The 10,970-nt window shown below is 67.3% G+C and carries 13 protein-coding genes; 5 read left to right on the top strand and 8 right to left on the bottom strand.

The features are described 5' to 3' along the window. The first annotated feature begins 62 nt into the window (after positions 1–62). Positions 63–986 (top strand): ribosome biogenesis GTPase YlqF, encoded by a 924-nt coding sequence (gene ylqF / locus AC1PQG_RS17590; RefSeq protein ID WP_481119110.1) that lies wholly within the window; start codon positions 63–65, stop codon positions 984–986. 62 nt (positions 987–1,048) lie between these two features. On the opposite strand, the gene AC1PQG_RS17585 is transcribed toward ylqF, so the two are convergent. From AC1PQG_RS17585 to AC1PQG_RS17555, 7 genes are all read right to left on the bottom strand, one after another. After that, positions 1,049–2,074, bottom strand: coding sequence for a class I SAM-dependent rRNA methyltransferase (locus tag AC1PQG_RS17585; protein WP_481119109.1), 1,026 nt, complete (start codon positions 2,072–2,074; stop codon positions 1,049–1,051). A 34-nt stretch (positions 2,075–2,108) separates the two neighbouring features. Then, a complete protein-coding gene (locus AC1PQG_RS17580) occupies positions 2,109–3,629 on the bottom strand; it encodes a cyclic nucleotide-binding domain-containing protein (RefSeq protein ID WP_481119108.1) in 1,521 nt (506 codons plus the stop codon). A 102-nt stretch (positions 3,630–3,731) separates the two neighbouring features. Then, on the bottom strand, positions 3,732–4,142 hold the full coding sequence (locus AC1PQG_RS17575) for an HIT family protein (protein WP_481119107.1): 411 nt from the start codon (positions 4,140–4,142) through the stop codon (positions 3,732–3,734). A gap of 29 nt (positions 4,143–4,171) precedes the next feature. Beyond that, a complete protein-coding gene (locus AC1PQG_RS17570) occupies positions 4,172–4,564 on the bottom strand; it encodes a thioredoxin family protein (RefSeq protein ID WP_481119106.1) in 393 nt (130 codons plus the stop codon). After that, positions 4,561–4,815, bottom strand: a complete 255-nt coding sequence (locus AC1PQG_RS17565; protein WP_481119105.1) for a hypothetical protein — start codon at positions 4,813–4,815, stop codon at positions 4,561–4,563. Before AC1PQG_RS17565 ends, AC1PQG_RS17570 begins: the two co-directional genes overlap by 4 nt. Positions 4,816–4,833: 18 nt before the next feature. Next, positions 4,834–5,157 (bottom strand): DUF6156 family protein, encoded by a 324-nt coding sequence (locus AC1PQG_RS17560; protein WP_481119104.1) that lies wholly within the window; start codon positions 5,155–5,157, stop codon positions 4,834–4,836. A 53-nt stretch (positions 5,158–5,210) separates the two neighbouring features. Next, positions 5,211–6,236: a bile acid:sodium symporter family protein gene (locus tag AC1PQG_RS17555; RefSeq protein ID WP_481119103.1), complete on the bottom strand. Its 1,026-nt coding sequence runs from the start codon at positions 6,234–6,236 to the stop codon at positions 5,211–5,213. A 105-nt stretch (positions 6,237–6,341) separates the two neighbouring features. Between AC1PQG_RS17555 and AC1PQG_RS17550 the strand changes: the two genes are divergently transcribed. Beyond that, positions 6,342–7,127: an AraC family transcriptional regulator gene (locus tag AC1PQG_RS17550; RefSeq protein WP_481119102.1), complete on the top strand. Its 786-nt coding sequence runs from the start codon at positions 6,342–6,344 to the stop codon at positions 7,125–7,127. A 79-nt stretch (positions 7,128–7,206) separates the two neighbouring features. Here the strand turns inward: AC1PQG_RS17550 and AC1PQG_RS17545 are convergent, their stop codons facing one another. Next, a complete protein-coding gene (locus AC1PQG_RS17545; protein ID WP_079436846.1) occupies positions 7,207–7,911 on the bottom strand; it encodes a GntR family transcriptional regulator in 705 nt (234 codons plus the stop codon). Positions 7,912–8,098: 187 nt separating this feature from the next. On the opposite strand from AC1PQG_RS17545, the gene madL reads away from it, so the two are divergent. Genes madL through mdcA form a run of 3 tightly spaced genes read left to right on the top strand, consistent with a single transcriptional unit; the run spans position 8,099 to position 10,968 of the window. Continuing rightward, positions 8,099–8,500, top strand: a complete 402-nt coding sequence (madL, locus tag AC1PQG_RS17540) for a malonate transporter subunit MadL (protein WP_481119101.1) — start codon at positions 8,099–8,101, stop codon at positions 8,498–8,500. Positions 8,501–8,516: 16 nt separating this feature from the next. After that, positions 8,517–9,278 carry a malonate transporter subunit MadM gene (gene madM / locus AC1PQG_RS17535; protein ID WP_374486591.1) on the top strand — a complete coding sequence of 254 codons (762 nt, stop codon included), beginning with the start codon at positions 8,517–8,519 and terminating at the stop codon, positions 9,276–9,278. 34 nt (positions 9,279–9,312) lie between these two features. Next, positions 9,313–10,968, top strand: coding sequence for a malonate decarboxylase subunit alpha (gene mdcA, locus AC1PQG_RS17530; protein ID WP_481119100.1), 1,656 nt, complete (start codon positions 9,313–9,315; stop codon positions 10,966–10,968). Positions 10,969–10,970: the final 2 nt, after the last annotated feature.

Raw genomic sequence — 10,970 nt, 5'->3', positions numbered from 1 at the left:
TCCTTCGAGGGACGCCATTTTGCCCTGATAATGGCGGGCTTTCATTGATTCAACGCACGCCCATGTCCATCCAGTGGTTTCCCGGTCACATGACGTCCGCCCGCAAGAAGGCGGCGGAGAGCATGGAGCGCATCGATGTGGTCATCGAGGTGCTCGACGCCCGCCTGCCCGAAGCGAGCAGCAACCCGATGATCCGCGAACTGCGCCTGCATCGCCAGCGGCCGTGCCTGAAGATCCTCAACAAGGCCGACCTCGCCGATCCGGCGGTGACGGCCCAATGGATTGCCCATTACAACGCCCAGAAGGGCGTCAACGCGGTGGCGCTGTCGTGCAAGAAGCCCAGCGACGTAGCCAAGGTGGTTGGCCTGTGCCGGCCGCTGGCGCCGCACCGCAACGACCGTCTGAAGCCGCTGCGCATGATGATCATGGGCATCCCCAACGTGGGTAAGTCGACGCTGATGAACGCGCTGCTGAAAAAGCGTGTGGCCAAGGTCGGCGACGAGCCGGCGGTGACCAAGAGCCAGCAGATCCTCGACCTGTCGCCGACGGCAACCCTCATCGACACGCCGGGCATGATGTGGCCGAAGATCGAGCATGACTCCGATGGTTTCATGCTTGCCGCCAGCCACGCCATCGGCCGCAACGCGGTGATTGATGAGGAGGTTGCGAACTTCCTTGGTGACCTGCTGTTGGCGCGTTACCCGGCCCTGGTCGCCAAGCGCTACGGGGTGGCGGTCGACGGCCTGGACGGTCCGGCGCTCGTGGAGGCGATCGCGATGCGCCGCGGTTGCCGCCTGAAGGGCGGCGGTCTGGACATCGAGAAGGCCTCGCTGATCCTGTTGCAGGACTACCGCGATGGCGCCCTCGGCCGCGTCAGCCTGGAAACGCCGACGACCCGTGCTGCCATGATGGAGGCCCACGCCGCCATGCGGGCCGCGGCGGCTGCGGCGAAGGAAGACGAGCGGGACCCGGACGCGGACGAGTAGGTAATAAGGGCGGCAAGGAAGGGATTTGAACCCGCGACCTGCGCGGGCGAATCCGGCCGGACTCAAACCCGCAGCAGCACCGTCTTCAGCGGTGGATTGCCGTCCGTGCTCGGGAAATCCTCCTCCGGCGTGATCCATTCCAGCGCGCGTACCTCGCGTCCGGCTTTGCGGGCGCTGCGCACAAGCTGGTCGGCCCAGGCGTCGCGGTCCACCTGGGCGACGTTGTTGCAGCACACCAGGGCGCCGCTTTCGGCCGTACACAGCAGGGCCGGCTTGAGTAGCGCCGGGTAGTCGTTGACCAGGTCCACCACGCCAAAGGCGCTCTTGGCGTAGCGGGGCGGGTCAAGGAAGACCAGATCGAAGCTGTGTTTTTCCAGTTCCGGGAAAGGCGGCATGCGTTTGCCGCGCACCACCTTCGGCTGGCCGATGCCGGACAGCTGGCGCATTGCCGCGAAGGCGTCGCTCTTCACGAAGCGCAGGCGGATCGGCAGTTCGTTGAGGCGCGCATTGGCCTTGCCGACGGACAGGCTGGATTCGGCGAAGTCCACGTTCACCACGTGGCGGGCGCCGGCCTTGGCGGCAGCGACGCCGACGCCACAGGTGTAGGCGAACACATTGAGCACCGATTTGCCGGCGGCTTCCGCCATCACCTTGCGGCGTGCGGCGCGCAGGTCGAGGAACAGCCACGGGTCCTGCCCGGCGTGGCGGGCCTGCACGTTGTACTTGACCCCCAGTTCGGTGAATTCGCGCAGGGCTTCGGCCTTGGCCAGCTGGGCGGGCGGCAGCGGATTGCTGACGCGCGAGTTGGAATGGCTGCGGTCGTTGTAGACCAGGTCCAGCCCCGGACAGGCCTCGGCGTAGAAGGCCGTGACAGCTTCCTCTTCGGCCACGCTCAGCGGGCTGTGGAAGCTCTGTACGAGGATCAGGTCGCCGTAGCGGTCCACGGTGAGACCGGGGCGGCCTTCCACGGTGCCATGGAAGAGGCGGTAGGCGTTGGTCTGTTCGGCTTCCAGGCGGGCGATCAGTTCGTGGCGGGCGGTGAGGGCCTGCGCCAGGGCAGGGACGAGGGCGGCGGAGTGTTCTGGCATGGTGGCGGATCGCGTAGTGACGTTGTTATAGGGCTCAGAGACCGAAGAATTCGCGGATCTTCTTGCCCAGGGCGGCGACTTCCGAGCCCCGGTTGGCGTTCTGGCCGGTTTTATCCTCAGCATACCCCCTTTCCAGGGCATGGAAGTGGCTGAGGCGTTCTTCGAGGATGGATGACATGCCTTCTGCAAGCTCAGGCCGGCTGCGGATGATGTGCTCGAAGCCGGCCTTGTCGAGGCGGTAGGCTTCGATGTCGGTGGCGGCGATCACCGTGGCGCGACGTGGCGCACCGGTCATCAGACCGAGTTCGCCGAAGACGCTGCCCGGGCCGCGCTTTTCGAGCAGGCGCGGGGGGCTGCCATCGGTGGGCTGCCACCAGGCTTCGGCCTCTCCGCTGACGATGATGTACAGCCAGTGGGCGATGGCGCCCTGGCGGGTCATGATGTCGCCGCGGGCAAAGGGCGCGTTGACGAGGCGGCCGGCCAGTTCCAGCTGCTCCGCCTCCGACAGGCGCGAGAACAGGTCGATCTGCGCGATGGCCTGCTGGCGGCGGTTCAGCTCGCGGGCACGGACTTCTTCCCGGTGGGCTTCGCCCTCGGCGACCAGATGGATGGTCTGGTCGCTCACCGCCAGGCGCAGGCCTTCCCGCTGCAGCGCGGCGAGGATGTGGTGGCGGACCTCCGAGTCGGTGGCTTCGTCGGGCCCCGGATCGAGCAGCCAGTAGCGCACCGCGTAATGGGCGTAGCCCGGGCCGAAGTTGAGCAGCAGGCACTGGGGCGCCGGCGTGGCGCTGACGTTGGGGATACGGGCGGTGGAGATGTCCTGCAGCACGGTACTCGTCACGCGGCCCGGCGGCACCGACAGATCGACGTCGAAGCCGATGCTGCGCCGTTGCAGCGGCAGGGTCTGGCGTTTGTTGCAGATCAGCGCGTAGCGGTTCTTCATCAGATGGCTGTTGGGCACCAGCACCCGCTCGCCGCTGCGGCAGATGATGGCGGTGTAGCGCCACTGGATGTCGCTGACGCGGCCGGCGAGGTCGTCCATCTGGATCCAGTCGCCGATTTCCAGGGAGTTGTCCATCTGCAGGGCCAGCCCGCCGAGCAGGTTGCCGAGGGTTTCCTGCATCGAGATGGCGACCACGGCGGTGAGGACTGCCGAGGTGGTGAGCAGGTGGGACAACTGCATGCCAGCCAGGTTGAGGCGCAGGAAGGCCCAGGCCACGTAGCCGACGATGACCAGGATGTCGCCGAGGATGCCGGAGATGCGGATGCCGATCCGCGGCAGCACCACGTCGAACAGGGCCAGGCCCAGGTAGCGGATCACCGCCAGCCCTTCGCCGAATACTGCCATCTGGCGCAGCCAGTGCAGCGCCGCGGGTTCCATGTGCCCTTCCAGGCTGCCTGCCAGCAGGTCGCCGAGCAGGCTGGCGGTGAAAAACACGCCGGTGTTGACGAGGGAGCGCCGCCAGCTGCGCAGCGGGCCGAAGATCAGCGCACCGCTGACGATCATCAGCAGGATGGCGAAGGGGGCCTCCGGGCTCAGCAGGGGAATGTGCATGGTCTCGGGATGCCGCTCTGCCGCGGCATCATGATCGGTGGGGCAATGGGAAACAGCCCCGCGCCTCTCGCGAGGGGCGGGGCCGGCGATGTTCGGCGGAGGCTAGAGTGCGGCGCGCAGGCGGGCTGCCATCTCGTCGAGTTCGACGCGGCTCGGTGCGGTGGCTGGCCACACGCCGGGCAGCTTGTCGCCGGTGACGCGGGGCAGCACGTGGAGGTGGAAATGGAAAACTGTCTGCCCGCCGGCGACCTCGTTGGCCTGGAACAGGGACACGCCTTCGCAGCCGGCGGCTTCCCGCACCGCCTTGGCGACCCGCGTGGTGGTGCGGAACACCGCCTCGGCGAGTTCGTCTTCCAGGGTGTAGATGTTCTCCCGGTGCGGCTTGGCGATGACCAGCGTATGGCCGGGGTTGCCGGCCATGATGTTCAGGAAGGCAAGGGTGTGCTCATCCTCGTAGACCTTCGATGCCGGCAGCTCGCCGCGCACGATGCGGCAGAAAACGCAGTCGTCCATGTCTCTCTCCTCTCGATGTGTTCTTGTGCTCAGTCTTCGGCTCTGTCGGCCAGTGCCTTGCGCAGGTTGTATTCGTTTTGCCAGCTTTTGCGCAAGGGGTCGGAGTGGGCGTAGTGGCGGCTTTCTTCCGGGCTCTGGGCGTGGAAGGTCTCGACGGTGCGCTGCAGCAGGTGGTGGTGCGGCAGCATCGTACCGAAGAACAGCACGTCCTCGGCGCGCTGGATCAGCACGGTGGGGAAATTCTCGACATCGTAGTCGTCGAGCAGGTCGGCTTCGTCTTCCACGTCGAGCCACAGGAAGCGGGCGTTCGGGAAGTGTTCGGCCATGGCTTCGAAGCCGGCGCGGTAGTCGCGGCAGGTGCCGCACCAGGCGGCGCACAGGCAGGCGACGAGGAATTCGGGCGTGTCGGTCGGGGTGGTCATGGGTCGGTCTTGTCCGGAGGGGCAGGGGCGGGCGCCGCCGGGGCGCTTTCCAGGGCGATCCACTTCAGCCACTGGCCGCAGGCGTTGCGCGGGCCGCGGCGGCTGGTGCCGTGCCAGGGGCCTTCCTGGCAGGGGCCGCGGTCGTTGTCCTCATCGTATTCGACGGTGTCGGGCTCGACACCGGGCCGCCGTTCGCCACCCCAGCGGTTGCAGCTGAGGCAGCGGCGACGTTCTGCAGACTGGATGGCCAAGGCGAAGTTCCGCGCCGCTCAGTCGTCCAGCGTGGTCGAGGCGAGCAGGGTGCCGTCCTCGGCGTAGTCCATCAGCGTGGTTTCCTCGTCGATCACCTGCACGACCCTGGCCTGCTGCAGGGCGCCGCTCGGGTAGTAGCTGTAATGGTGGGCGGATTCGATCTCGCCGTAGACGACCTTCTCGCAGGTGGTCATGCGGTCGGCCGCGTCGTAGTAGGCGCGGTAGAAGGTGATGCGGTTGCGCAGGTCCGCCTCTTCGAGGGGCGAGGTGAGGTTCAGCGGCAGGCTGACGCCGCTGTAGGTGACGAAGTGGCGGACGGTGCTGGCGGATTCGGTGCTCATGGCGTCATAAGGCGGGTGTGGGTGGCGACCCGCCATTATGACGCGCTGCCGCATCAATGGGGGGCCGCGGCGTCCTTGCGCAGGGCGTAGCGGTTGGCCAGCAGCGAGCACACGAAGAGCTGGATCTGGTGGTAGAACATGATCGGCAGCACGATCAGGCCGATGGCCGGGTTGGCGCCGAACAGCAGCTTGGCCATCGGCACGCCGGAGGCGAGGGTCTTCTTCGAGCCGCAGAATACCGTGGTGATCTCGTCCTCCACCTTGAAACCGAAGCGCCGCGACAGCCAGGTGGACAGCACCAGCACCAGGGCCAGCACCAGGCCGGCGCCGAGCATCGCGGTGAGCAGCGTGCCGATGCCGTTGTTGCGCCACAGGCCCGAGGCCACCGAGTCGCAGAAGGCCGAGTACACCAGCATCAGGATCACCCAGCGGTCGAGCAGGTTGGTCAGCTTTTTGTGGCGCTGGTGCCAGGCGTGCAGCAGCGGACGCATCAGCTGGCCGAGGACGAGGGGCAGCAGCAGCAGCTTGGCGATGCTCAGCACGGTTTCGAGGAAAGGCAGGCCTTGGCCGTCCACGTTAGTGAATAGCGTGACCAGCAGCGGCGTCAGCACGATGCCCAGCACGCTCGACAGGGTGGCGTTGAAGATCGCCGCCGGCACGTTGCCGCGGGCCAGACCGGTCATCGCCACCGACGACGAGATGGTGGACGGTAGCGCGCACAGGTAGCAGAAGCCCAATGCCAGGTCGCGGGGCAGCCATTGGCCGACCAGCGCGTCGGCAATGAACCACACCAGCGGGAAGACCGCAAAGGTCATGCTCTGCACCACCGCGTGGATGCGCCAGTTCATGATGCCCTGGCGCAGGCTGGCGAAGGACAGGCCCAGGCCGTGCAGAAAGAACACGATGGCGATGCCGATGTCGGTGAGCACGTCGCCATGCAGCACACCGCCGCTGCGGCCCAGGTCGGGCAGCAGGGTGGCGAGGACGACCGCGCCGAGCATGCCGACGAGGAACCATTCCTTGTGCAGCCAGGTGCGCAGTTGCTGGAGGCCGCTTGCAGTGTTGGGGTTGGAGGGCACGTTGGGCTCCATGTCGTTATGGGTATGGTGGTGCACTCTAAGGCGTGGCAGGCTGTCTTTCTAACGACAGATCGACAACGAATAGCGATTGACGGACAAAACACCATGAACGCCCCGAACAAGCGCAGCGTGCCGAGCATGGCAAACCTGCCGCGCCCGCTCTACAACCGCCACGAAAGCCTGGCCCCCGGCTCATGGACCGAGGAGCACAGCCATCCCTGGTGTCAGCTGTCCTACGCCAGCAGCGGCGTGCTCGGGGTGCGCACGGCCGCCGGCGACTACGTGGCGCCGCCGCGCTTCGCGGTGTGGATTCCGCCAGATCTGCCGCACCAGGTGGTCAACCGCCGCCGCACCGAAATGCGCAGTCTTTACGTCACGCCGGCCGCGGCGGCGGCCCTGCCGGCGGAATGCTGCGTGCTGGAGATGAGCCCGCTGGTGCGGGAGCTGATCCGGCGCATCGGCGAATTGCCGGTGGAGTACGACGAGACCGGCCCGGCCGGGCGGCTGGTGGCGGTGCTGCTGGACGAGCTGGCCGGCCTGCCGCGGGCCGGCTTCGGCCTGCCGCTGCCGAAGGACCGGCGCCTCGGCGTGATCTGCGCGGCGCTGCAGGAGCAGCCGGACGATACGCGCAGCCTGGCCCAGTGGGCCATCGAGGCGGGCGCTTCGGAGCGCACGCTGGCGCGCCTGTTCGTGAAGGAGACCGGGCTCGGCTTCGGCGAGTGGCGGCAGCGCCTGCGCCTGCTGCTGTCCCTCGATGCGCTGGAGGCCGGCGACAGCGTGACGGACGTGGCCCTGGCCCATGGCTACGAATCCACGTCGGCCTTCATCGCAGCCTTTCGCGGCATGTTCGGCGTGACGCCGGGCGAACTGCGCGGCCGCGCCGCGTTATAGGCGCACCCAAGGCCGGGCTGCCGGGGGCGGCAGTTAAACCCGGGGCGGCCCGACGTTTCCTTGAGAGCAGTACGCGTCCTTACTGGGCGGTAGCCGCCTCGGGCTCTGCCGGGGCGTTCATCTGGCGCAGCGTGGCGACCAGGTCGGTGAAGCGCTCGCCCTGGACCACCACGTGGGCGCGCAGCAGGCTGGCGGCCTGCTCGCCGTCGCCAGCGACGATCGCCTCGACGATGCCGGCGTGCTCCGAGAACGAGGACTGCATGCGGTTGCGCACCCGCAGCTGCAGGCGTCGATAGGGGCGCAGGCGGCGGTGCAGCGCGGTGGCCTGCTCGGCGAGGAAGCCGTTGTGGCTCGCTTCGTAGATGCGGCGGTGGAAGACCTCGTTGAGCTGGTAGTACAGATCCGGCTTGCCGGCGTCCCGCGCTTCCTCGCAGGCCTGGTGGGCATCGCGCAGGCGGGCCAGCTCGGCCGGCAGGATGCGCCGCGCCGCCAGGCGGCCGCACATCGACTCCAGCTCGGCCATCACCTCGAACATTTCACATAGCCGGTCGGCGCTCATCTCCGGCACGGTGGCGCCGCGCCGCGGGCGGATATCCACAAGCCCGATCGACGCCAGCTGGATCAGCGCCTCGCGGATCGGCGTGCGTGACACGCCGAAGGCGGCGGCCAGTTCCTGTTCGTCCAGGCGCATGCCCGGCGGGTACACGCCGGTGACGATGCGTTCCTCGATTTCTTCGCCGAGTTGCTCCGAGCGCCGGACCGGCGTGGGGTTGAGTGCGTCCATGTTTTGCTCCTTTCGATTGACTATACAAAGCCCTTGACTTTGTGTCCACGGAGATTAATCTTGTATACACAAACAAAACTTATGAATACATAAGCGTCTCTAGTGAATTCATGGGTCGCGTTGAAAGCTCATCAAGAAGCTCAGGACAAACCATCACCGTGGCCTGGCCACACTAGGAGGAAACGAAATGATCATTTACGGAACGGCCATCCTGGCCGCCTGCCATCTGCTCGGCGTCTATATAGGCGACCTGCTGGGCGCCTTCATCGGCGTGAAGGCCAACGTCGGTGGCGTCGGCATCGCAATGATGCTGCTGATCTCGGCGCGGGTTTATCTGCACAAGCGTGGCCTGATGCCCGATACCACGGAAGCGGGTGTCGGTTTCTGGGCCGCCATGTACATCCCGGTGGTGGTCGCCATGGCCGCTCAGCAGAACGTGGTGGCAGCCCTCAAGGGCGGCCCGGTGGCGCTGATCTCCGCCATCGGCGCGGTACTGCTGTGCGCCTGCACGATCGCCCTGATCAACCGCACGGGACCGAAGCGCCAGGACACCGCCTGGCAGACCGGCACCGTGGCCGAAGAGTCCTGAGCCGGAGGAGACCAGCATGGAAATGATTGAACACGCCATCCGCGAAAACAGCCTCGTCGGCGCTTTCGCCTTCGTCGGCCTGATCATGTGGATCTCGGTCCACCTGTCCCGCAAGCTCACTTTTGGCCGCGTGCATGGCTCGGCCATCGCCATCGTGATCGGCCTGGCGCTGGCCTACTGGGGCGGCATCCAGACCGGTGGCAGCAAGGGCCTCGCCGACCTCAAGCTGTTCGCCGGCATCGGCCTGATGGGCGGCGCGATGATGCGCGACTTTGCGATCGTCGCCACGGCCTTCGAGGTGCAGGTGGATGAGGCGAAGAAGGCCGGCCTGGTCGGTGTGATGGCCCTGCTGCTGGGCACCATCATTCCGTTCATCGTCGGCGCCTCCGTGGCCTGGTCGATGGGTTACACCGACGCGGTGGCGATGACCACCATCGGCGCCGGCGCGGTGACCTACATCGTCGGCCCGGTGACCGGTGCGGCCATCGGCGCCAGCTCCGACCTGATGGCGCTGGCGATTGCCACCGGCCTCATCAAGGCCATCATGGTGATGGTGTTCACGCCGGTCGCCGCCCGCTTCATGGGCCTCGACAACCCGCGCTCGGCGATGGTCTTCGGCGGCCTCGCCGGTACCGTCAGCGGCGTGTCGGCGGGCCTGGCCGCCACCGACCGGCGCCTGGTCCCCTACGGCGCGCTGGTCGCCACCTTCCACACCGGCCTGGGCTGCCTGATGGGCCCGTCGGTCCTGTTCCTGGCCACCAAGGCCATCGTCGGCTGAGCCGACTCCCCAACCTGACACAACAGGAGATTCCATGAACGCTCCCCATCCTGCCGGAGCCTGGGACACCCGTCGCCGTGGCCGCCAGCTGCGCCTGGAACGGGCCGCTGCCCTCGGGCTGGCGCGCCGCGTCGAGGCGCCCCGCGTCGGCGAGCTGCTCGAAGCGGTGATCGAACCGGGCGACCGGGTCTGCCTCGAAGGCAACAACCAGAAGCAGGCCGACTTCCTTTCCGAAACCCTGGCCGACTGCAGCCCCGAACGCCTGCACGACCTGCACATGGTGCAGTCGGTGCTGGCCCTGCCCAGCCATGTGGATTTGTTCGAGCGCGGCATCGCCAGCAAGCTCGACTTCTCCTTCTCCGGACCCCAGGGCGGGCGCCTGGCCCGCCTGGTGCAGGACCGCCAGATCGAGATCGGCGCGATCCACACCTACCTGGAACTGTTCGGCCGCTACTTCGTGGACCTGACCCCGAACGTATGCCTGATCGCCGCCCACGCTGCGGACGCCGCGGGCAACCTTTACACCGGCCCCAATACCGAGGACACGCCGGCCATCGTCGAGGCGACGGCCTTCAAGGGCGGCATCGTGATCGCCCAGGTGAATGAGCTGGTGGATACGCTGCCTCGAGTGGACGTCCCCGCCGACTGGGTGGACTTCTACGTCGTTGCACCGCGGCCCAACTACATCGAACCGCTGTTCACCCGCGACCCGGCGCAGATCACCGACGTGCAGGTGCTGATGGCGATGATGGCGCTGAAGGGCATCTACGCCGAGTACGGCGTCAAGCGCCTCAATCACGGCATCGGCTTCGACACCGCGGCCATCGAGCTGCTGCTGCCGACCTACGCCACCGAGTTGGGCCTGAAGGGCAAGATCTGCACCCACTGGGCGCTCAACCCGCACCCGACGCTGATCCCGGCCATCGAGTCCGGCTGTGTCGAGTCCATCCACAGCTTCGGCTCCGAAGTGGGCATGGAGAACTACATCGCGGCCCGCTCCGACGTGTTCTTCACCGGCGCCGACGGCAGCATGCGCTCCAACCGGGCCTTCAGTCAGACCGCCGGCCTCTACGCCTGCGACATGTTCATCGGCTCGACGCTGCAGATGGACCTGGCCGGCAACAGCTCGACCGCCACGCTGGGGCGCATCACCGGCTTCGGCGGCGCGCCCAACATGGGCTCCGATCCCCACGGCCGCCGCCATGCCTCGCCGGCCTGGCTGAAGGCCGGCCGCGAGGCGGGCGGGCCCAACGCGATCCGCGGCCGCAAGCTGGTGGTGCAGATGGTCGAGACCTTCCGCGAGCACATGGCACCGGTCTTCGTCGAGGAGCTGGACGCCTGGAAGCTGCAGGAGAGCATGGGCATGGAGCTGCCGCCGATCATGATCTACGGCGACGACGTGACCCACATCGTGACCGAGGAGGGCATCGCCAACCTGCTGCTGTGCCGCACGCCGGAAGAGCGCGAACAGGCTATCCGCGGCGTTGCCGGCTTCACGCCGGTGGGCATGGCCCGCGACCGCCAGATGGTCGAGCAGCTGCGCCAGCGCGGGGTGATCCGCCGCGCCGAAGACCTGGGCATCGATCCCCGCCGGGCCAACCGCGACCTGCTCGCGGCCCGTTCCATCAAAGACCTCGTGCGCTGGTCGGGCGGCCTTTACGCCCCGCCGGCCCGTTTCCGCAACTGGTGAGC

Source organism: Zoogloea sp. GDB6, from assembly GCF_056724105.1.
This window is presented reverse-complemented; position numbering and strand designations above follow the sequence as displayed.

Excerpts from the sequence above, each read along its gene's own strand:
- madL (WP_481119101.1), top strand. The coding sequence starts at position 8,099 with ATGATCATTTACGGAACGGCCATCCTGGCCGCCTGCCATCTGCTCGGC.
- AC1PQG_RS17545 (WP_079436846.1), bottom strand. The coding sequence starts at position 7,911 with ATGGACGCACTCAACCCCACGCCGGTCCGGCGCTCGGAGCAACTCGGC.
- AC1PQG_RS17550 (WP_481119102.1), top strand. The coding sequence starts at position 6,342 with ATGAACGCCCCGAACAAGCGCAGCGTGCCGAGCATGGCAAACCTGCCG.
- ylqF (WP_481119110.1), top strand. The coding sequence starts at position 63 with ATGTCCATCCAGTGGTTTCCCGGTCACATGACGTCCGCCCGCAAGAAG.
- AC1PQG_RS17560 (WP_481119104.1), bottom strand. The coding sequence starts at position 5,157 with ATGAGCACCGAATCCGCCAGCACCGTCCGCCACTTCGTCACCTACAGC.
- madM (WP_374486591.1), top strand. The coding sequence starts at position 8,517 with ATGGAAATGATTGAACACGCCATCCGCGAAAACAGCCTCGTCGGCGCT.
- AC1PQG_RS17580 (WP_481119108.1), bottom strand. The coding sequence starts at position 3,629 with ATGCACATTCCCCTGCTGAGCCCGGAGGCCCCCTTCGCCATCCTGCTG.
- mdcA (WP_481119100.1), top strand. The coding sequence starts at position 9,313 with ATGAACGCTCCCCATCCTGCCGGAGCCTGGGACACCCGTCGCCGTGGC.
- AC1PQG_RS17570 (WP_481119106.1), bottom strand. The coding sequence starts at position 4,564 with ATGACCACCCCGACCGACACGCCCGAATTCCTCGTCGCCTGCCTGTGC.
- AC1PQG_RS17575 (WP_481119107.1), bottom strand. The coding sequence starts at position 4,142 with ATGGACGACTGCGTTTTCTGCCGCATCGTGCGCGGCGAGCTGCCGGCA.
- AC1PQG_RS17585 (WP_481119109.1), bottom strand. The coding sequence starts at position 2,074 with ATGCCAGAACACTCCGCCGCCCTCGTCCCTGCCCTGGCGCAGGCCCTC.